The organism is Paenibacillus suaedae (assembly GCF_032337355.1).
Classification (GTDB): Bacteria; Bacillota; Bacilli; order Paenibacillales; family Paenibacillaceae; genus Paenibacillus_B; species Paenibacillus_B suaedae.
The window spans coordinates 241769-263788 of the sequence record NZ_JAVYAA010000007.1 but is presented as its reverse complement, the minus strand read 5'-3'; the positions used below and the strand labels follow the sequence as shown (position 1 = coordinate 263788).

Below are 22020 nucleotides of genomic sequence, written 5' to 3'. Positions count from 1 at the left end.
AGAACGTTTATCCCGAATCTCCAATGGATAAATTCCTGAATTGTTATGGACAATTTCCAGATAGCAATTGAAGCATCGTATCCATCATTCGTTCCATCGCGATCGGAGAATACTCGACCCAAGGATCTGTATGTATCAGATGAACACGTTGACGACGCACAGCACTAAGCTGCTGCCATCGCCAGCTTTCCTGCAGCTGCTCCCAAGCGGCTAACGTCTCACTCTCTTGGCAGACGTTGACGAGCAGGCGATCTGGATTGATTAGGGCAAGCTGCTCCAATGACAGCTCCATGTTATAGACTTGCTCTGGCCATTGGAATGCCTGTTGGAGCTGCAGATTATCGAATACAACCTCTGCAATTCCACGATTGCAATATGCATAGATCTGCTTTCTCAAAATTCTAACGAAGAGGAAGGTCTCATCCTTCACGCCAGATGGAAGTTGTTCTCTTACCCAATCCACTCTACGATCATACTGAGCAAGCCAATTCGCAGCCTCCGTCTCTTCCCCAAGCAGCTTCGCTGTATGCACCAGCTGCTCTCGCCAATTCCTCGTACTTGGAACTTGACAGACGTTGCCTACCTGACCAAGCTGCTCTTGCTCCTCCTCGGCAAGCCCATCTATGCTGACGATTACATCCGGCGCCGCCTCGTGCAGCTTCATGATGTTCGCTTCCCAGTGCTCATTGACACGGTACGCGCTGAGATGAACAGGAATATCATAGCGATATTGATCGTAATAGTATTTCGTCCATTTCGGGTGCAGCGGCGCAGCATAGGGAATAATATTGAGCGCCAGCAGATAGCCAGCTACTCCAGTTCCGTATGCAGCAATTCTCTTCCTGCGGCTCTTCATATAAACCGAAGGGGAAACACCAACCATCTGCTTGAACTTCCGGCTGAAATAAAACTCATCCTGATATCCAACCTGATGCGCAATATCTCGCAGCTTCACATCAGATCGATTCAGGAATTGCTTCGCCTTATTCATTCGCAGTTCTGTCAAATAATCGTTTGAGCTGAGGCCAAATGTCTTTTTGAATAAATCGACGAAATACTTCGGACTTACTCCTGCAATGGCTCCCAATTGCTCGATCGACAAGCTGTCACTGTAGTGCAATTCCATGTATGCCTTCGCTCTCTCAATGGAAGAACTTCCATGATCAGTGTGGTTCGGCTTCTTATTCAGCAGCGTATAGATAAGCTCCTGGAAGGCATATTGAGCACGGAATCGTTCCTGAGCACTCTCGCTGCCATGCATGCGAACGACTGCATCGCACAGAAGTGTCAGTTCTCCTGCTGAAGTCACCGCAATTGTCTCCTGGTGTTCGATTTCCCGTTCATCATGCAAGGGATGAAGCAGTGCTCCTTCCTCTGCTTCTCTATACATATCGAAATAAAAAAGATAGGCCTCTATGCCATCTTCTGCTTCTGATTTCATGCCGAATGTATGAGCAGGGGCGAACCAATACGCACTTTCACGAGACAAGGAATATTCCTTCTTGTCCAGCTGTACCGTTCCATGCCCTTGTGTTGTAATGATCAACAGATGTGTACTTGTCCACTGTTGAGCGGATTGATAGCCCTGCACATCCTTGCGGTATTCTGCTGTACGCAGTTTATAGATCGCTTCATTCCAGGAAATGCGACTGCTGGAATGATTCCGTTTATTCATCGTTTTCATACTGCCTCCTACTTTATATAGAAGAAATCGGTGAGCATAATGAATCTATCTTAATGAATCCTACCATCTTTCTCATCATAATTGATAATGATTATCATCGTCAATATAGCTATGAATGAAACCAATACAAAGAGCCCAACAGTTCCTACTGCTGAGCTTGTCTAACCTGATGACATTGTTCTTGCTAGTTCATTGGGAGATGGCTATTACTCATCGCCAATTCTTCCTCTGACTTGTTCAAGAAGATGAGCATCTTCAATCCATCCTGTACACCCTTTGCATAGATCCATCCCATTTGCATAGAAGCCATCTCGTTCTGCACTTGTATCCATTCCTTGTGCAAGCTGCGCCCACTTCGACCTAACTTGCGCTGAATCGAATGCTCCAATTCATCTAATTTATTCTGCAGTATTGTTATTTCCGGTAGCATCTCGACTTGTGTCCTAAGGAATTCCAACCGTTGCTGCAAGGTATCTTTTACCCAATCAGACATTTTTTCTTCCTCCACATCGATTACTAAACTGATTACGGAAATGCAATTATCCATGATTCATATCATTTTCCATATAATAGTTCCATTATAGTATAACATTTATCTTTTTGTTATGTTATAGTGATATCTCATTTTCCTCTACGATTCAATAACCTCTAAACTGAGGTGAACATCATGTCAGATTTGCTTAAGTTTGTTGGCGAACAGCTAAGAATGATTCGACTCGCAAAAGGATTAAGCCAGGAGCAAGTTGCAGAAAGAACGGGAAAAGAGGGCATGAGCAAGTCGCGGATATCCGATATTGAATCCGGGAAAGTCAATGTAACCTTGAAGACATTGGAATCTCTTATGCATGCGCTGGATATTATGCCTAGTGAACTGTTTGACTTCCAGAAGCTCGGCATCGAGGATGGCATCGAAGACAAGCAGATGCTTCTTGATCTACATAGAATCACGCTCATGGAAAGATCGATTGATGAGGTCAAGTATGTGGTTCGAACCACAAAGGATTTCCTTAACACGATGGATGCTAAAAGTTCCAAAGGAAATAAGCGTTCCTAAACGCAGCACCCGAGAATCACGACCTAATCGTCGAAAATACGAAAAACCCGCCCTCCTTATCCCGCGGGTTCTTCGTATTGTAAAATGGCGCTCGTCTCGTTTACAGCTCCGTTATTGTCAGTTTTCGATAGTAGGTTCTAGCCGCACCGAGCGTGCTTACTCCATACATGCCATAGCTCCACGCATCATCCTCGTGCTGCAGCAATTGCTCGCCATTGATGCTTAGTGTAAGGGTACTGCCCTCTGCGGTTAGCTTGATGTCGTACTCCTGATTCAACTTCCATGGGTAGGCACAGCTGGCAAGCTTCTTGTAGCCGAAGTCATTGGCGTATAAAGACACTTGACCCTTACCGTTCAGTCCCGCATGGTAGCCGCGCATGGCGCCTTGAGCCCGAATCGCAACAAGATGTGAATCGCCGCTTTGCGGGTTGAGCGTAACCTCAACCGAGTAATCTGTCGCAAAATAATTGCCTGCATATGACTCGCTAGACTCGGCAGTCATCACGTACATGCTGCCATCTACCAAGCTCCATGCCCCTTGATTATGAGCAAATGGGGTCACACAGCCGAAGCTCATCGCCTGCTTGTGGAAGTCAATTGTGTAGGCCGCCTTGCCGTAAATCCGGAATTCGTCAATGAAGATGCGTCCAAGGCTCTTCGGCTTGCGCGTAGAGTCTGACTCCAGAACGATGCCAACTTCATCAATCAATTCTCCCTCTGTGTCTGGAATGACAAATTCCACATCGATCCACTGCTCGTTCACAAGCTTGCGGTAACCCTGTACCAAATCCCGCTTGCTCTTCGCCAAACGCACATATGGGGCAATCGTCATCGGCGCATTGCCGCCCCATTGATCAAGGTAAATTTTCATCGATACCGTCTGCCCTGAATAAGCCTTCGGCGAGAAGGTAGGCGAATAACGCTCATCGTTGAAGTCATCCCGAGTGTAAAATGACTTGTAGAACACCTTCGAGCTCTCACCGCGAGTCATGCGATCAAATAGCACCTCAAGCGATCCCGTTCCTTGGTACGCCTGTTCTGTAGAATGCTTTAGGCGGCAGAAGAATGGATCAGATACGCGCATATTATGTGTTGAGCCTGGCAGCTCGAAGTCAAAATGGATTTCGTTCTCCTTGCAGCTGTCCAGCAGCTCGGGCGGGCATGGCACATTGGCCAAGCGATAGCCCAGAATCGCCAGTTCCTTCGCATAAGTAGGAATATCAAGAATGTTCAAATAACCCGAAATGCCCGACATGACGATGCCGTCATTAATCGGTGCTCGATAATGTTCCCCGATTCCGCTTAAGCCGCAAGCTACCCCAAGCACCGTTCCGACATTGCCAGCATTGCAATCCGTATCCCAGCCGCACATCGTCGCAATTTCCACAGTGCGGTTAAAGTCGCCCTGTCCGTAGATCATGGACAGCACACATACGCCTGCATTCGGGATGATATGGCATACACCCGTATATTTATCGTAGCCCCAATCCCGCTCCAGCATCGCGCGACATGATCTGAAATCGTCCGGATGCTGTTCATGGAAGGCGAGCACAGCACGCGCAACCTGCGCGTAGAGGGAATCGCTTGGAATTTCCGCTAGACCTGCTTCAATAATGTCTTCGATGTTCGCTGTCTCGAAAGCCTTCGAGATCGCCGCACAGAAAAATCTCGCGCCAAGCACACCCTCACCATCATGTGATACTCTTGCCGCTGCTTCGCCAAAGTCAGCCGCCTTCTTCGGATTGCAGGGATTCACAAGTCCCCATGTATCAATAAAAATCTGCCCGCCAATCTGTTCGGCAATAATTTGTCCGTTCTGCTCAATCGAACCAGATTGCGGAGCAGAGATTCCTTTTTTCAAATTGATATACGCGGTATGCTCAGTGCTTACGCCATATCCGCCCCACCAGAACATGCCGATGCCCTCGCGAGAATAGTTGAGCCAAGCACGCGCCACATCATTTGGCGCAATGTCACGATCCACCGCATCATCATAGAGTGCACGGAGGAAATAATAAGGGCCGTTGGCGTCGTCATCTGCCGCAAAATTTTTAAAATCCTTAACATACCCCGTAATCTCGCCATACGTATTCTGAATTCGCTCATAGCTCCAAATTGTTGGCTCTACCGGCGCTCCGAGGCGAATTCCGATATTCATTCCCAAATAGCCCGCATATATCTTCTCTACATAATTGTTCGGTATCATACAGTCTGTCACCGCCTCTAAGTCGTTATTCTCTTGCATGTTATGAAGTAAGAATGTTAGAACGTAAGAACGTTTTTCATTTTCGTATGCTGTAAGTGAGTTACATCATCTGATCTATCATTTGCTCTCTCTTTCGATGTAACTGTGCATCCGTGCCAATGATCGCGGTTGCCACTTCCATGAATGCTTCGCAGTGCTGATCGATGCGCTGCTGATTGATGTCTTCGAGTGTAGCTATCTCTTCCGCAGGTATGGCCTGCACGCCTTGCATAGCCCCCAGAATAGCGCCGATCATGACGCCGATGGAATCCGTATCGCGCCCCGAGCTGACCCCGTCCTTGACCGCTTCCAGCAGATTGCCCTCGTGCAGCAAGATATAAGCCAGTGCAAGCGGCAGTTCCTCGATGGCGAACAATCGGCTTGGCGTGTAGTGATTGGATGGGATGCCGATCTTGTGTATGCTCCGATGCACATCGTCTCCCATTGGTGAATAGCGCGCGAGCACTTCATGGAAGGAACGAACGATTTCCTCTCGATCCTCCTTGCGGGACTGAAGAAGAAGAGCCGTCTCGCAAATGTCATGTATCGCCCGCTTCGTGCCGTCCTTCGCATAATGCAGCGCCGTATCCGCTATATCATGTACGGTCGCTCCAGGCTCCATTGCCTTCGCAACACAGCATGCCATTACGCCTGCCGCCTCGAGGCCGTAGCTGAGCTGATGCCCAGATGCGAACAGAATTGCCTCATCATAGGCTCCCTTCGGATTGCAGGCATTCACGATGCCGATCGGGGAGATATACATGGCTGCCCCGCAGTTGACCATATTGCCGTACCCGCCTTCGCGCGGTTCACAATTCGCGAGCACATGCCGATTGAAAATATGCTTCTCGGGATAGAACAATCGATCCATAATGAGCGCTTCCCGGCCGAATTCCGGAATATACCGTGGCCGAAACGCAATCTCCTTCACGAATTCATTTGCCATATCATAGGCATCCAGGTGACGGCGTTCCGTAACATATACATTCATTAATGCGAGCGTCATTAGCGTATCGTCGGTAATAATGCCTTGGCCTCTCATTCTCCCCTGCCTCGCTGCCTCCGGCCAATCCGCCTTCCACCATTTCGTTTGCGTTGTTTCCACGCGCCCATACTTCTCTTTAATTTCGCTGTACGTCATTTTCTCTACGACAGCACCCATTGCATCCCCATAGGCTGTTCCGTAGATTGCTCCTTGTACTCGCTGCGCAAAAGAAACCATCCCGCTTCTCTCCCTCCTGCCTGAAGAGCGAGGCAGTCGCCTCGCTCCCCGATATCCAGTCTCATACGCTCTAGCTTTCGAGCTTCCTATTTGATCGTTTGATTCGCGTACTCTGTAATTTCCTTGCCACCGGCATCATTCCACGCCTGCACGAACTTGTCGAAGTCAGCTGCCGATTTGCTGCCCATCACGATGTTCGCTGCGAATTCCTTGTACAGCTCATTGCAGGCGTCCCATTTGCCGGCAAGTTCGGCTGGTATTATGAAGGCATTATCCTTGCTCGACAGAGAATCAATCATCTCCAGTGACTTCATTGCCGGTTCAGACAGGTATGGTGTCGCAGGATCGAATTCATGTTCCGGCTTGAAGTTAATCGTAGAGCCGACGAATAGCGGATACCATTCCGCGAATTTTTCCTTCAGCTTGATTTTGTTGTTAACGATCTCATACTCTTCACCTTCAATGCCGAGCTTGTCGAGCATTTGCCCCTTCGGGCTAGCCAAATATTCGAGTACAGCAAAAGCCAAATCTTTATGCTTGGACACTTTGCTTATCGCAAAGCCGCGGCTTTCCTTGCTGACATCGATCGGCAGGTAGCCTTGCGCCTTGCCTTTCGCTGGCGGGAGAGGCATTACCTTGGCCGACACTCCATTCTGAGACGTCATTTTGTTATTGTACAGGTCGATCACCTTGCCCTGTGTCCCTGCGATAATGGCAGCTTGTCCATCATAAAAAGCTTTTTCCTTCGTATCCCATTTCTTTGTTAGAAACTCTGGATCAAGCAAACCTTCCTTATACAGCTTGGCATAGAACTCCAGCTTGTCCTTTTCAAATGATGTAGTTTTGCCGAATGCGTATTTCCCGTCCGCGCCCTTAATCCATGTCGAGGTCAAACCGAATGCTTGTGCGAACATCACATCAAGCTCATCAAGATTGCCCGCTGTCGTGTAGGCAAATTTAGCACCATTCTTTTCTTTCATTTCTTTGAAAAAATTATAATAGTTATCTATGGATGGATTCGCGAGCAATTCCTTGCCTGTTGCCGACTTATCGAACCAGTCCTGGCGCATGACCGGAATTTGGCTGCTTGTTGGCGACAGCCATACTAAGTACGGATAGTTTTTCGTGCGTTCTTGATTGAACACGTTCATGGATGCTTTGACATAGGTGGATTGTTCAATGTAAGGGGTAAGATCTTCAAGGATTTGCTGCGTGATGGCAAATGCGTAATCCCCGCCTTGGAAGTACATAATGTCCGGAATCGTGCCGCTTTGCAGCAGTAAGCCCAGCTTCTCCGAATAAGTTCCGCTCTGTACGGGAACGACCTCCAGTTTAATGTTCTTTCCTTCTGCCTTCATGCCTTCCTCAATCCCTTTAATCACCCTTGCATCAGGCGGCAGATCCTTGCCGACAATTGATATCGTGACTGCCTCTTGTTCGGATGATGATTGTGCATCTCCCGCATCCTTCGTTCCACTGGAACCACACGCTGTAGTAAGCATCATCAAGCTGGCAAGCATAAGGAAAATCATTTTTTTCATTGCATTTCCTCCCCCATATTTATAATCCTTTGTGTTCATAGATGGTTTTCAGCACTAAGAAGGCTACTGCATTTTTTGAACAAAATGCATTTCTTTGATCACAATAGCTTGTTTATTCTTTCACTCCGCCCTCCATCACTCCGCTTGTATAATGTCTCAGAATGACAGGATAGAGGATAAGAAACGGGATAATGGCAATGACGATCGTCGCTGCTTTCAGGGATGAGAAATCCAACTGTGCCACATTACTGTTTTTCAGCAGATCGGCTGTGCCGATTAGGGCCGTGCTGTCCCGCTCCACAACGAACTGCCGAAGCAGCACTTGCAATACGGTATTGTCGCGGCTCGATAGAAAAATGCTCGATTTGAAAAATTCATTCCATTTGGCAACCACATAGAACATCCCGATTGTCAGTAGCGGTATGCGAGCCAGCGGCAGGACAATTTTGACGAACATTCGAATATGTCCGGCACCGTCGATTCTCGCCGCCTCGATAAGAGAGTCCGGGATCTCTTCAAGGAAACGCATCATAATGATAAGGTAGTACACATTGATCATCCGGTAGAATACCATAGCCCATAAGCTGTCGAGCAGATGCAAATCCTTAATGACCATGTATTCCTGCACGATCCCCGGTTCGAAGATCATAATAATAATGAGAAAAATCATAATCGGCGTCTTGCCTACTAAATGTTTGCGGGTCAGCACATAGGCCGCGAGTGTGGTAAAGATAACGCTGATGCATGTACCCGTAATTGAAATAAACAAAGAGTTCAACAGCGCCTTGCTGACCAGTGCATTGTTGAGCACAACTTGAAAGTTAATAAGGGAGAAGCCTTGCGGCCAGATTTCATAGCCCCGCAGCATATGAACCTTGTCTGGATTCGACAGCGCTCTGGCAATCAAGTTCATGATCGGGATGAACATCGTTAAGACAAGTGCTGAGAGGATAAGGCCGATCAGCATTTTGGATACGGTTATTTTATTTCGCAAGATGCATCCCTCCTTACCAGGCGCCTTTGTTCGTAATTTTTTTCGATATAAAATGAGTCGACAGCACAAGGATGACCCCAATTAAGCTCTTGAATAAATTCGCTGCCGTTGCAAACGAATATTGGCCATTAATGAGACCAACCCGATACACGTAAGTATCGATGATATCGATCTTGCTGTTGACCGAATCGTTCGTGAAGTTCAACACTTGATCCAGCCCGGCATTCATAATGAAGCCGACATTGAGAATGAAGATCGTGACCATCGGAATATACAAATGCGGAAGCACGATCCGCGTTACAATATGCCAACGGCTCGCCCCATCTACATATGCCGCTTCGTACAAGCTAGGACTGATTCCCATGATGGCCGCAAGATAAATAATCGAATCCCATCCGATGCTGCGCCATGCCTCACTCGCCAGCAGAACCCAGCGAATGCTGCCCTTGTCAGTCAGAAAGTCATGCGCGGGGAAGCCGAACACTTGAATGAGCTCATTGACGGCACCTGTCGATGGGGATAAAAATTCGAACCATATCCCTGTAATGACGACCCACGATAAAAAGTGAGGCAAATAGGAGATAACCTGAACCGCCTTGCGAAAGCGCCCATTGCGGAATTCATTAAGCATTAATGCGAACAAAATGGGCAGTGGGAAAAGCAACACCAGCTTCATCGCACTAATGATGAGCGTATTCGCCAGAACATTCATAAAAATGGGCGTACTGAATAATTCGCGGAAATACTTCAAACCCACGAACACATGGTCACCCAAAATGCGATAGTCAAAGAAGGCCAGCTTCATTCCGATAATGGGCCATATATGAAAAATGAGAAAATACGCAATACAAGGCAGCAGCAGGAGATAGAGCACTTTGTCCGCCCACACCCGCTTTAATTTCGAAGCCGCTTTCATTTCCACTCACCTCCGGACGGTTGCTTAGCTGATTTCCAATTCCATGAGCGGCGCATGCTGCTGCGCTCCATATACATCCCGATCGAATACGGTGCCTGAGGACACCTGTCTGGCGAACGTAATTTTGAAGCCGAGCGCTTGGTCGAAAAACACAAGCTGCGTAATATGTTCAAGCGGGATTTGGTATAACCTGGATACCATCTCTTTATTCATTCGACCAGACTGCTTCATTTTGTAATAGAGCTCCGGTTCTTTGAACAAGACGTCTATCGTAATCTCGAAGGGCCCGCTATTTTTGCTTCGAAATACGGCCGCAGCGTCATATAGCTTCATGACTACACCTCTGTATATTCGTTCTTGAACATCTCCAGCCCATCCGCAACCTCCATCAAGTGGTATACGGAAAATTCATAGACGTCGCCGAACGGCACGTCGCTCGGTGCAAATGGGAATGCCAGATTGCCAGCCGTCGACTTTCTTCCCTCATACCCGTAATGAAGGAAGGTGGAACGGGCAGAACTGCAAATCGCATTCGCCAGTTCCTGCGTCTTGGCAGTTACCTCGATGACGACACCGAGCTCATGAGCAGGTGTCCGAATTGGCTCCAGCTCTCCCAACACGCCATTCAAGCCATAATTAATGAAATGAATGTGGTAGTCTTCCCTTGAAATTTCATCATAGTACTCATACACCTGCTGCTTGACCAGTTCCTCTACCTCTTCAATCCGTGCAATAAGGAGCGGATCGCGTACACCGGCAATGACGAAGGTACGGCAGGCCACCTTCATAGCGCCTTCCAGTTTGATTTTGTACACCGGAGTCTCCGATATTCGGCTGCCGCTTACTTCTACGCTGCCATCACCAAGCTCCGTGAAGATGCAATGCTCCAAATCCAGCGTCAGCCCTGGACCATGCAAAATGTACGGATGATCCTTCTCGTAAAACGTGTGGGCGGCAACCGATACGGCTGTGCATTTGCGTGCCTCGCTAAGCGGCTTCACGATAAAGGAATTCGGCTGCAATATGCCCAGCATGCAATCCTTAGTCGTACCCGGTTCAGCAGACAGCGCGGCGCACTCTAGTATTTTCCCTAGATGATAGGCAAGCGCAGTATCGAACCCATGAAGCATGGCAACTGCCGCAAATGGAGACGGATCATAGGCTCGTCCACAAATAACGATATCCGCTCCTTCTTGAAGCGCCTCTACAATTGGCTCATGCCCCATCTGCGCCACGATGTTCGTCGTTGCCGCCAAGCGTTCCTGAGTCAGCGGTGCAACCGTCAGGCCCAATGGCTCGCACTGCCCGGCATCCAGCTTCGCAGCAACCACCTCGTGAGGAATGTCTGCCCAGATCGTGGCGATTTTGATGCCTTGGAAGCGATGCTCTTCAAGGATCTCCATGATGATGGCCTGTGTCCATTCCACATGTACCTTGGCGCCGCTGCCCCCGGCCGATCCGATGATGATCGGAATCTTCGCCTGGATTCCCGCGTTGATCATAATCTCCAAGTCCTTCTTGCAAGCCTGCTTGCTGACGATTGCAGTTCCCGCACCCAGCTTATGGGGACCGGCATCCGTAGACCCAGCGTCTACGACAATGGCATCCGGATGATGCGCCATACCGTTCATGAACGAGGCCCTTGGAAAGCCATAGCCCAGCATCCCGCACGGGGCCAGGATTTTGAATTGTTCTTTTGTCATAGGTACCCTCCACCATCACAGTACGCAATGCGTGTTGTAATTTTTTGTTTGCAGCTTGCTATCCGGTGTTCTTTAGGGTCTAGGTGTGAGTTCTAGGGAGTATTGGAAATGTGGGTAATTGGATGATCCAATTTAATGATCAAAAGGAAGCGATGCGCTCACCCTTTTGAGCTTCCATTGTGGAGCAGAATGTTCTGCTTAACTTGTTGCAAGTGATAGAGCAGTGCTTCCTTTGCTTTTTGTGGGTTTTTCTCCTTAATGGCTTGTAAAATGCGGTAATGCTCCTTATATACATCGTCCTTGCGCCCCGGAATATGTTCCGTCTTCGCAAGTGTCTTCTGCAGCAGATCGATATGCAGATCGATCAGGTTGACGAGTACAACATTGTGTGTCGCCTTGGCAATGGAAAGGTGGAATGCTTGATCCGGATTGGCTTGACCATTCGAATCATCCGAATCATCGGAGTCACGGTCAATCTTGCCCCATTTCTCAAATGCCTGCTCAATCTCCCGAATATCCTGCTCGGTCGCTCGTTCCGCAGCAAGCTCGACGATGCCCGTCTCGAATATCTCTCTTGCTTCGAGCAGCTCAATGATCGTGGCCCGTTCGATATTCTCCAGCATGCGCTTCTTGTCTTCGGCTTCGTTCAGCCTCTTGCTCAAGAAGCGTCCGCCTCCGGGGCGCGTCTCTATGAGTCCTTCTCGTTCGAGAATACGGAAGGCCTCCCGCAAGGTTCCGCGGCTAATGCCGAATGCTTGGGCGAGCTCCCTTTCCGTTGGCAATACATCTCCCGGAGCCAGGTTGCCTTCGAGAATCAGATTCTCTATTTGTTCAATGACATCTTCATAGACACGGTGGTACTTAATTTTTTTAATCGTCATTGCTCATTACCTTTCATGCGTGTCATTCAAAATTGGGTGACCCAATTATCCGCAATTTCATACTAAGCGCATTTAGTTTAAGTGTCAATATAATTTTGATAGCGTTTTCTTCCGGGTGATTTTATAGATTCACATAAAAAATAAGCCTAGTTGTAAAGAAACTAGGCTCATAGTAGATATTTTAGCGGTATTTGTAGGTATACTCTTCTCCGTTACAAGTAATCAACACTTTTATCGGTTTTTTATCTTTCGCTATTTCGGCTGGCACCTCACTAATAAAATGAAGTGTTCCCGTTTTTAATGGCTCAATCTTCGTAATCATCGTATATGTAAAGTCACCACCACCCTTTTCCTCTATCGCCGAGAATGGATCATATTCATATTTATCATCGTAAACGACTTTTACCGATACGAATTCATCAGATCCTTTTCCGATAGTCAGCAGGCTTTTCACTTTTACAACTACATCAAAGTACGTATTTGCTTGATCTTTTACCTCATAGTAGGTGTAAAATCTGTCTGGTTTTGGGGGTACGATTTTAGTTCCGAATTTAGCGCCTGTGACGGTAAACTCAGCAAAATCTCCTATTTTTATTGCTTTATTGGCTTCAATCGTTTTGTCGTCTTTCGCAGCAGCAGTTGTTGTATTTTCAGACTCAGCTTCCTTTTCTTTTTTTGCAGGAGCATCTACATTTTTACTATCCTTCGCTTTAAGCTCTGCATTTTCTTTTTCCAATGCCGCTATTTTTTGCTCTAGCGCTTGCACATCTGCATTGCTGCTCGTACAACCCGTTAATGACGCTGCTAATAGTCCTGAAGCTATTGTTAGTGCTAAGGTTTTCTTTGTCATCCTTATTCCTCCTTTTTTCTATCGTTTAAATATACCACCAAATCAGACTACTTGACTATGAAACCTCCATTATTATGTGACAAATGACCTATAAGCACAAAAAAACCGCAGTAGGTTACACTATTAAGTGCCCTCACTGCGGGTCATTTGATAGATTATTTTCCACCCTTATAACGCTCATAAGCAGCTTCATAGATCTCCAAGTAACGCTTCACGTTCATTTGCTCCAACTGCTTCACATACGCATCCCACTGGTCGAAGCCTGCAGCTCCAGAGGCGAACTTGTCGCGCATCTCGTCGATATACGTCTGGATGTCCGTCTGGATCGTCGTCAATTCTTCCTGCTCCTCTGGCGTGAAGTTGAAGGACGGCCACACATCTTCCATTTTCACGGAGAATGGTTCTGCATCCTGTGCATTTTTCACAGAAGAAGGATAGCCCTCCGCACCCTTGAAGAACTTCTGCTTCACGATGCCCGGATAGTAGCCGCCCGGCCACGTCAGGTATTGGCTGATGGCCTGATCCAGATTCAGACCATCCTTGTTGTTCTTAATTGCATCTAGATATTCATAGTCACCCTTGTCGTTCACCTGATAGGTAACACCTTCAAAGCCCATGAAGAACATCTTGGCGCCTTCATCGCCATAGAAATGATCAATCCAGCGAATTGCGGCTTCTGGATTCTTCGCTTTGTCCGTCAGGACGAACATGCCGAGGTTGCCAAGCGGCGAGCCGATATTCGTCAGCAGCTTCTCTCCGTTCACCCCTTGAATGACCGGCATCCCCACATAACCATCCTGATTGTATACGGCCTTCGGATCAACACCGTCCAAGAACCCATATAAGCCGGCGCTCGCTTTCGAGGTAATGTCCGTATCCTTCATCGTGAAGGTTTCCTTGTCCAGCAGTCCATCCTTGTATAGCTTAGCGACATATTGCAGCAATTGCTTATATTCATCAGTTGACTGAACAAAGCGAAGCTTGCCCGTCGCCGGATCAAGATCCACATTCGGGTTGGCTATCCCGTTCTTGCTTAATCCAAATGGTCCGCGCAAAAAGTTGATCATAATGCTGACGCCCCTGGATCCCCATGGAATCTCATCCTGCTTGCCGTTCTTGTTCGGATCCTTTTCTTTAAACGCTTTCAACACCTGAACCAATTCATCCAGATTCGTCGGCGCCTTCATTCCCACGTTGTCCAGCCATTCCTGCTTCATCCATGGTGTGCCGTAGAACAGCGATTTGAACTCCGGATCAAATATGGTTGGGAAGCCGTAAATGCTGCCATCCGGCATCGTAATTCCCTTTTTTACAATCGGGTACTGCTCCATAATCTTCTTGAAGTTCGGCGCATATTGATCAATGAGGTCGTTCAGCCTGAGAAATGTTCCTTGACTACCGTATTTGATTAAATCCGTCTTCGGCAGTGCAGAGGCGAAAAACATCTCTGGATAATCGCCGCCAGCCAGCTTAATGTTGCGCTTCTCCTTCAGACTGTCGATCTGCACCGTCTCCCACTCGATATGGATATTGCTCATTTTCTCGTATTCCTGCCAGAGCATCAGCTTGCTCCAATCGGCAGAAGCGAAGAACTTGCCGGCGAAGGCCGTCATCGTCATTTTGTCCTTCGCGATCGGCATGCCTTCCTTGTTCATCAGCGCCACACGCTCATCACGATTGCCCTCGTTCGCTGCACCGCCGCCTCCTCCGCCTCCGCACGCCGTTACGAGCAATGAGAAGCTCAGCACCACACTAAGCGTCAATGTGAACCATTTTCTTGAACGCATCACATGTCCCCCTTTATTATTCAATATTGGAATACCGATACCGATAGCCGTGCAATCTACCCCTTCAATGCGCCAATCATGATGCCCTTCACGAAGTACCGCTGCAAGAACGGATACAATATCAACATTGGCAAATTCGCTACAACGAGTACAGCGTACTTTAACCCTTCCACGCTCATCTTCATCCGGACCGCTGATTCAGAAGTCAGCTTCACGAACTCGCCGGAATCGCTTTGAATCAAGATTTCACGCAGGATAAGCTGCAGTGGGAATTTCTCCTTCGTCGTCAAGTAAATCAAGGCATTAAAGTACGAGTTCCAATGACCCACTGCATAAAAAAGCACCATAACTGCAATAATCGGCATGGACAGCGGCAGTACGATACGGAGCAGCGTTTGAATGTGCGTGCAGCCATCGATCATCGCAGATTCCTGTAGCTCACCGGGAATCGACTGCTGGAAGAAGGTGCGCATAATGATGATATTCCATACGGATACAGCATTCGGGATAATCATGACCCACAGTGTATCGAGCATGTTCAAGTTTTTAATCAATAAATAGGTAGGAATCAATCCGCCCCCGAAGAACATCGTGAATACGATAAGTCCGGTTACAAATCCCCGCCCTGCCAGATCACGGCGAGATAATGGATATGCAGCACAGATGGTCATCACGACATTAAGCGCCGTACCGATGACCGTATATAGAATGGTGTTGCTGTAGCCGAGCAGAATGTCCTTGTTTTGAAAAATTTTCGTATAGGCATCAAGATTGAAACCCTTCGGAATGAGCCACATTTCTCCGCGCAGCACATGTTCCGGATTACTGATAGAAGCGCTCAATACGAATACGAGCGGGTACAGAACGATGAGAGTGAGCAAGGTAAGCAGCGTGTAATTGATTAGGTTAAATATGCGGTCGCCAAACGAACGATCGATCATCTTCTGTCCCCCCTTACCATAGGCTCGTCTCGTTGACACGCCGCGCAATGTAGTTCACAACAATCAAGAGCGCAAAATTGACAACGGAATTGAACAATCCAACGGCAGCCGAGAAGCTGTACTGCGCGTCCAAAATACCGGTACGATACACATAGGTGGAGATGATGTCTGAACTGCTCATGTTGAGTGAATTTTGCATGAGGAATACTTTCTCGAAGCCAACCGACATGACGCTGCCCAGATTCAAAATGAGCAGAATGATAATCGTTGGCGCAATCGTCGGCAGGTTAATATGCCAGATGCGCTGTACACGTGTTGCGCCATCAATGGTAGCTGCTTCATGCAACTGGTGATCGACACCGGAAAGAGCCGCCAAGTAGATGATGGAGCTCCAGCCCATCGTCTGCCATACATCGGACAACACATACAGCGTTTTGAACCAGCCCGGTGAGGTCATAAAGGTAATCGGCTCGCCGCCCATCGCCACGATCAGATGATTGATAATGCCTGTACTCGGATTCAGAAAAATAAACAGCATCCCCACAACAACGACGACCGACAAGAAGTGCGGGGCGTACGTAATGGTCTGTACGACCTTCTTGAACCGCTCGGCCTTCACTTCGTTCAGCATCAGCGCAAGGAAGATCGGGATAGGGAAGCTTAGCGCCATGGAATACAGACTGATGAGCACCGTGTTCGTCAGCAGGCGTTCGAAGTAGAAGCTGTTGAAGAAGCGTTCGAAATGCTTGAAGCCAACCCACGGACTGTCCCATATCCCCTTATTCGCCATGAAGTCCTTGAAGGCAATCTGAATACCGTACATCGGCAAATAGTGAAAGATGATATAGTACAGCACGACCGGAAGCAGGAGCAGGTACAACTGCCAATTCTTCACCAGCCCCCTGCGTATACGCTCCATTCGACTGTTGCGCCCAGGTTCAAGCTCACTGGAACGCTGCATTGCAAGTTCAGTTGCCTTCATCGCTTCTTCCTCCCTGATGCATCGTCTACGTGCAAGCTATCCGGCTGCTTCATGGATTAGCCCTCCGATAGGATAGCGGCAGCATCCAAATTCGGGATTGGCGAGACAGGGACAACGCCGCCGCCTTGGCGAATCGACTCGGTTGCCGCACAACCTACAGCCACGCTCATACGACCCGCAAGTGGAGTTGCTATCGGCTCCTTCCCATGCAGAATCATATCGACGAAGTCCTTGCAAATGTTCGGATCCGCTCCGCCATGCGACCCCTTCGCCTCCTTAATCTGATACACGCGATCTGCCAGTTCGCGCTCTGTATTGGATTTGCGCGTCCATACGTATACTTTGTCTTCCATTTCGTTATTTTCCATCCGGCCTTCCGTGCCGATAAAGGTATAGTTCCGCTGATAATCCGGTGTGAAGTGGCATTGTAGATAGGAGGCTTTAATCCCGCCTTCCAGCTCCATAATGACCATATTGTTGTCCTCCACATTCACCTCTTCACGGAATGCACATTCGATTAGTCTCCCTGGGCTCGCTTCCGTACACGTTGTCCGCTCCTCACAGCTTGGACAGGTTAAGTCATTCGACTTATCCCCGCCATAAAAGTCCAAGCTGCCGAATGCGCTCACCTTCATCGCATAGCGCCCTGTAATCCAATGAATGATATCGATATCATGCGATCCCTTCTGGAGCAGCAATCCTGTGCTGTTCTTGGAGTTCGCATGCCAATCGTGAAAATAGAAATACCCGCCCCAGCCTACAAAATGTCTTACCCATACAGCCTTGATCTCGCCAATTACACCAGAATCCACAATTTCCTTCATCGTGCGATACATGTTCATGTAGCGCATATTGAAGCCAACCATCAGATGCTTGCCGGATTCCTTCCACGCGTTCAAAATATTGTCGCAGCCTTCCACCGTAATCGCCAGCGGCTTCTCGCAAAATACATGCTTTCCTGCCTTCAGCGCTGCTACGGCATGCTCCTCATGACAGAAATCAGGCGAGGTCACCGCTATCGCATCGATATCTTCGCGTGCAAGGAGTTCCCGATAGTCTGTCGTGACGAACGCATCCGGGTTAACATCGTCCTTGAATTCCTGAAGGCGCTCCGGATAAATATCAGCTGCGCCTACTACAATGGATCGACCCTCCGGCTGATGCCAGTATTTTGCGATTGTCCCTCTTCCTCGTGCACCAATCATGCCAATTCGAACTTGCTTCTCTGTCTTCATTTCCTCATTCTCCTCTCGATTATGCTTGCAAGTCTTGTGCAAAACAACCGCTTGCAGCAGCACATCGCCCTCTATAGTAAAGCGCTTTCAATACGCGATGCCGCTAGTTCTCTTGTGCAGCAGCTAGATGCAGGTAAGGGGAAATAAGCGTCAGCAATAAAGCATGCAGCACAATGGCTAACGTTCAATCAGATATTTTCTAGTCGGCTCTCATGGTGAGATCTATAAAATCCATACGAGTCGGGGTTCATAGGATCATAGGTGCAAAGATCTACTAGATCATTGGGTTCTTGGGTTCATAAGGAGTTTTCTTCCTGCACCATGCTGAATGGTGAATAATTGAAATGTGTCTGATGTGATGGATTTTCTTATGTGATGATCGTGATTGATGGTCATGTGATGGGAATATGATGAGTGCTACCCAAGTACTTAAGTTTGGGTATTGAATCACTTTGCGCAAAAAAGACAAATATATTTGGGGTAAAATCTATTGAAGTTTGGATAAAAATATCGCGAGCACATTTACTACGAAATGGTTTCATCTGCAAGCTTGTCGTCATTATATTACGCTAAACTTTCCTCCGTCAACACGTTTTTGGATGAATTTTTCATCAACCAAATTTTAAATATTTGGGGCAAATATCCAAACTATGCATCTCCCTCAGCTTCTCCGTATTGCATGGAGTTGATCAGTTTCAATACGGCGTACAGGAATATCCGTGCAATCGGCGAATACAACATAGGTAGAATTAATCGTCCCCTTCACACTATAAACAGGTAAGAGAAGGAGTTTGATGACATGAGTAAAGTGCTAGTACTCGGGGGAACCCGCTTCTTTGGCAAGAAGCTTGTAAACCTGCTTATTCAAGAAGGCTCGGATGTTACCGTTGCAACACGAGGACATACGGAGGATTCTTTCGGTGATCAAGTGACGCGTATCCATCTTGACCGAACAGTGCCTGAACAATTGCGGCAGGCTGTCGGCGACACGGAATGGGATGTCGTGTACGATAATATCGGCTATCACCCGCAGGATGCGTTCCATGCTTGTGAGATATTTGCTGGCAAGGTGAAGCGGTACATCTTCACTTCAACCTTGTCTGTCTATCCCTTCGGGCAGATAGGCTATTCCGAAGAGGAATTCTCCCCATATATATACGCCATTCCAGCCAATCTTCCGCAGGAAATCGCATATGGCGAAGGCAAGCGGCTTGCTGAAGCCGTCCTGTTCCAGCATGCTTCCTTCCCCGTATGTGCCGTCCGGTTTCCAATCGTGCTTGGCATGGATGACTATACGAAGCGGCTTCATTTCCACATCGAGCATGTACAACAGGGGCTTCCTATCGGACTTCCGAATCCACAAGCCGAGATGAGCTATATCACTTCGGATGAAGCAGCCCGCTTCCTATTCTGGCTGAAAAACCAGCACTTCGAAGGGCCTGTCAATGCCTGCTCAGACGGGGTACTGTCGATCCGTCAGATCATTCAGCTTATCGAAGAGGGCGTAGGCAAATCCGCGCTAATCGTAGACACTTCCGATCCACAGCAGGCAGCAGCATTCGATACCGCTCACCTGTCTCCGTTCGGCGTGCCGGATCGATGGGGCCTGAATACAAGCAAGGCAGTACAGCACGGATTCAAGTTCGACTCGATTCAGGACTGGTATCCTCAACTCATTACATCGATCATCGGTTCCCGTTCGTAATAGGACAGGCTCGAAGTAAAACACACAAGGATCCGCTTCAAAAGTCCGTCTTACATTTTGCCCCCCCTACATGGGGGTGAACATTGCATGACAAAAGACGCCTTTTCTCCACTAAAACCGTGGTTTTAAAGGCGTCTTCGTTTATCTTATAGGACTGATCTCCTGTTTAACAGCTATTGAGGACAGCCGCATCCGCTCAGGTAGACTTGCGTACAATCAGAGAAAAAGGGAGCAGCATTCGGAAAGGCGCTGGATATGGATCCGTCAGCCCATCCAATAAAGCCTTCGCAGCAGCATACCCCATCTCGTACTTCGGAATATGAATAGACGACAATGGCGGAGAGCTGTACTTGGCGAACTCAATATCATCAATGCCTATGAAGGCAAGATCCCCGGGAATGGACAGTCCCTCTTCCGCTGCTGCCCGCATCGCAGCAATCGCCATCATATCGCTGGCACAGAACATCGCAGTAGGCCGATCTACTTGTTGTACTAGCTGCTTCATCTGTTCATAACTGCGATCCGCATCCCATTCAGCGTCAATGACCCAATTCGGGTTCCACACACAGCCCGCTTCCTCAAGAGCGATTCGGTATCCCCGATACCTCTTCTCCCGCTCCAGTTGTCCAAGAAGCCCTTTCCCTCCAATAAATCCAATCTTGCGGTGCCCATTCGTGATGAGATGACCAACCGCCACCCTTGCCGCATTCATCCGATCATAGGAAATAACTGGAATTGACGGATCTGCTACATCGATCCCAACAATGTTCGGCACTCTCTCCTTCAGCCACTTATATTGAGCAGGATCCATTCCTTCTACACAAATGATTCCGCTAAGCTGATACGACTTCAATAGGGATTCAAACAACGTGGTGCTTCTCAGTTCAGCTTGGGTATGTAAAAAAGCAAGTGAAGCTCCTGCCTCAAGCAGCTTGGCTTCTATTCCTTGAATAATCGGAGAAAAGTAAGGATGATTGTACTTGTTGTCAGGAAGTGATAGGATGCAGCCAATCGCATGAGTGGACATAGGAGATGTGTGATGCCGCGTTCGGGTACGCGCTTTGGGATTGGCTATAGGTGTTACCTGATAATTGAGTGTTTTGGCGGCCTGCCATATTTTCTGCTTCGTCTCTTCACTTACTCGCCTGCTGTCATCATGATTTATAACGCGTGAGACAGTCGATATCGAGACTCCGACCCTCTCTGCTATATCTTTCAGTCTGACCATGATCTCCTCCCCTGGCAGTATGACTTATCTTCTTCGAAGTCGGTAAGCGGTCTAGTTGTAAATCACAGCATACCACAGCGATCATGCACTTAAAAGCATGAAGTACAAGGCGGTGCGGTTCACTCACTTCCCCCTCACTTTCCCTCACTGATTCGGGAAATTTGGCTTCAGACGCTTTTTTTTTACAAATAGGGACATTTTGTCCCTGACCAATAGCCAATGCCGTGCATTATATATTAACAATAGGTCAGTTCCTATCCGCTTCGTGCATGAACCTGTGGAGGGTCGCTAGGATGAAATACATGCTCGGCATCTTTTATGTGAATCGCCTTGATCTATTGTATCGGGCCATTGCCAGTATCCAGCCCTACTGGCCGCATACGGTTATCATCGATAATTCAGACAGCCATGACCTGCGTCATGAAGAAGCGTTATCCTCTATCGTTTCGATTTACGAGCCCCCCGTTCCCTTCTCACATAGTCAATCGCAAAATATGCTGCATCGATGGGGCGCTGAGCGGCAATGTAACGCAGTTCTCTATATGCATTCCGACGCAGAAGCTCATGAAGGCGTTCCGGATGCATTCCTCGCTACGTTAGCAGCATGGCAGCAGACTGGGCATCGATGGGGCGTCGCCTTCACTAACTTGGATACGCTCGCTGCATTTCACATGGACGCAATTAGGGCTGCTGGACCGTGGGACCACCTGCTTCCTATGTACTTCTCCGATCAGGACTGGTACCGAAGAGTCGTGCTGGCAGGATACCCGATCGTTCCAACCGGACTGGGCGTGACCCATCATAATGCCGGGGCTTCGACGGTTAAGTCCAATCCCCTGCTCACCCATCTCCATCACGTTACCTTCCCGTTGTACCACTACTATTATGAGACCAAGTGGGGCGGTACTCTAGGGAAAGAGACCTACCACCTTCCATTCAATCATTTCCCGCTGAATCCCGTTGACAATTATCTTCCTGTCACGTAACCCCTGAACACGGAACGCGAGGCTCGATTATCTCTGTCTATCATAGATAGAATGAGGGAGTGTATA

19 protein-coding genes are annotated in these 22020 nt (G+C 48.1%); 3 read left to right on the top strand and 16 right to left on the bottom strand.

Features of this window, described 5'->3' with window-relative positions; all coding sequences use genetic code 11:
* Positions 1-43: 43 nt before the first annotated feature.
* Positions 44-1684 carry an ABC transporter substrate-binding protein gene (locus RQP50_RS24325; protein ID WP_072730109.1) on the bottom strand — a complete coding sequence of 547 codons (1641 nt, stop codon included), beginning with the start codon at positions 1682-1684 and terminating at the stop codon, positions 44-46.
* A gap of 184 nt (positions 1685-1868) precedes the next feature.
* The gene (locus tag RQP50_RS24320; RefSeq protein WP_072730108.1) at positions 1869-2177 is read right to left on the bottom strand and encodes a hypothetical protein; all 309 of its coding nucleotides are present in this window, start codon (positions 2175-2177) and stop codon (positions 1869-1871) included.
* Between the two features lie 174 nt (positions 2178-2351).
* Here RQP50_RS24320 and RQP50_RS24315 point away from each other — a divergent pair, with 174 nt between their 5' ends.
* Positions 2352-2738 carry a helix-turn-helix domain-containing protein gene (locus RQP50_RS24315; RefSeq protein WP_021261022.1) on the top strand — a complete coding sequence of 129 codons (387 nt, stop codon included), beginning with the start codon at positions 2352-2354 and terminating at the stop codon, positions 2736-2738.
* Between the two features lie 100 nt (positions 2739-2838).
* On the opposite strand, the gene RQP50_RS24310 is transcribed toward RQP50_RS24315, so the two are convergent.
* The 13 genes from RQP50_RS24310 to RQP50_RS24250 all read right to left on the bottom strand — a co-directional run bounded on the left by RQP50_RS24310 (position 2839) and on the right by RQP50_RS24250 (position 18035).
* Entirely contained in the window at positions 2839-4944 is a 2106-nt protein-coding gene (locus RQP50_RS24310) for an ADP-ribosylglycohydrolase family protein (RefSeq protein WP_315747020.1), read from the bottom strand.
* A gap of 100 nt (positions 4945-5044) precedes the next feature.
* A complete protein-coding gene (locus RQP50_RS24305; protein ID WP_315747019.1) occupies positions 5045-6205 on the bottom strand; it encodes an ADP-ribosylglycohydrolase family protein in 1161 nt (386 codons plus the stop codon).
* An 86-nt stretch (positions 6206-6291) separates the two neighbouring features.
* On the bottom strand, positions 6292-7746 hold the full coding sequence (locus RQP50_RS24300) for an extracellular solute-binding protein (RefSeq protein ID WP_315747018.1): 1455 nt from the start codon (positions 7744-7746) through the stop codon (positions 6292-6294).
* A 112-nt stretch (positions 7747-7858) separates the two neighbouring features.
* Positions 7859-8740 carry a carbohydrate ABC transporter permease gene (locus tag RQP50_RS24295; RefSeq protein WP_315747017.1) on the bottom strand — a complete coding sequence of 294 codons (882 nt, stop codon included), beginning with the start codon at positions 8738-8740 and terminating at the stop codon, positions 7859-7861.
* Positions 8741-8753: 13 nt separating this feature from the next.
* Entirely contained in the window at positions 8754-9656 is a 903-nt protein-coding gene (locus RQP50_RS24290; protein WP_028531973.1) for an ABC transporter permease, read from the bottom strand.
* Between the two features lie 24 nt (positions 9657-9680).
* Positions 9681-9989, bottom strand: a complete 309-nt coding sequence (locus tag RQP50_RS24285; protein WP_251487414.1) for a DUF4387 domain-containing protein — start codon at positions 9987-9989, stop codon at positions 9681-9683.
* 2 nt (positions 9990-9991) lie between these two features.
* Positions 9992-11359, bottom strand: a complete 1368-nt coding sequence (locus RQP50_RS24280; protein ID WP_315747016.1) for an acyclic terpene utilization AtuA family protein — start codon at positions 11357-11359, stop codon at positions 9992-9994.
* Between the two features lie 158 nt (positions 11360-11517).
* Positions 11518-12240, bottom strand: a complete 723-nt coding sequence (locus RQP50_RS24275; RefSeq protein ID WP_315747015.1) for a FadR/GntR family transcriptional regulator — start codon at positions 12238-12240, stop codon at positions 11518-11520.
* Positions 12241-12421: 181 nt separating this feature from the next.
* Positions 12422-13090 (bottom strand): hypothetical protein, encoded by a 669-nt coding sequence (locus RQP50_RS24270; protein WP_315747014.1) that lies wholly within the window; start codon positions 13088-13090, stop codon positions 12422-12424.
* Positions 13091-13245: 155 nt separating this feature from the next.
* Positions 13246-14877 (bottom strand): type 2 periplasmic-binding domain-containing protein, encoded by a 1632-nt coding sequence (locus tag RQP50_RS24265; RefSeq protein WP_315747013.1) that lies wholly within the window; start codon positions 14875-14877, stop codon positions 13246-13248.
* 56 nt (positions 14878-14933) lie between these two features.
* Entirely contained in the window at positions 14934-15818 is an 885-nt protein-coding gene (locus RQP50_RS24260) for a carbohydrate ABC transporter permease (protein ID WP_072730100.1), read from the bottom strand.
* 13 nt (positions 15819-15831) lie between these two features.
* Complete coding sequence (locus tag RQP50_RS24255) at positions 15832-16737, bottom strand: ABC transporter permease (protein WP_315747075.1); 906 nt, start codon at positions 16735-16737, stop codon at positions 15832-15834.
* Between the two features lie 119 nt (positions 16738-16856).
* Positions 16857-18035: a Gfo/Idh/MocA family protein gene (locus tag RQP50_RS24250; RefSeq protein WP_315747012.1), complete on the bottom strand. Its 1179-nt coding sequence runs from the start codon at positions 18033-18035 to the stop codon at positions 16857-16859.
* Between the two features lie 799 nt (positions 18036-18834).
* Here RQP50_RS24250 and RQP50_RS24245 point away from each other — a divergent pair.
* The gene (locus tag RQP50_RS24245; protein ID WP_315747011.1) at positions 18835-19740 is read left to right on the top strand and encodes an NAD-dependent epimerase/dehydratase family protein; all 906 of its coding nucleotides are present in this window, start codon (positions 18835-18837) and stop codon (positions 19738-19740) included.
* A 196-nt stretch (positions 19741-19936) separates the two neighbouring features.
* Here the strand turns inward: RQP50_RS24245 and RQP50_RS24240 are convergent, their stop codons facing one another.
* Positions 19937-20968 carry a LacI family DNA-binding transcriptional regulator gene (locus RQP50_RS24240; protein ID WP_072730098.1) on the bottom strand — a complete coding sequence of 344 codons (1032 nt, stop codon included), beginning with the start codon at positions 20966-20968 and terminating at the stop codon, positions 19937-19939.
* A gap of 293 nt (positions 20969-21261) precedes the next feature.
* Between RQP50_RS24240 and RQP50_RS24235 the strand changes: the two genes are divergently transcribed.
* Positions 21262-21954: a glycosyltransferase family 2 protein gene (locus tag RQP50_RS24235; RefSeq protein WP_072730097.1), complete on the top strand. Its 693-nt coding sequence runs from the start codon at positions 21262-21264 to the stop codon at positions 21952-21954.
* The last annotated feature ends 66 nt before the right edge of the window (positions 21955-22020 follow it).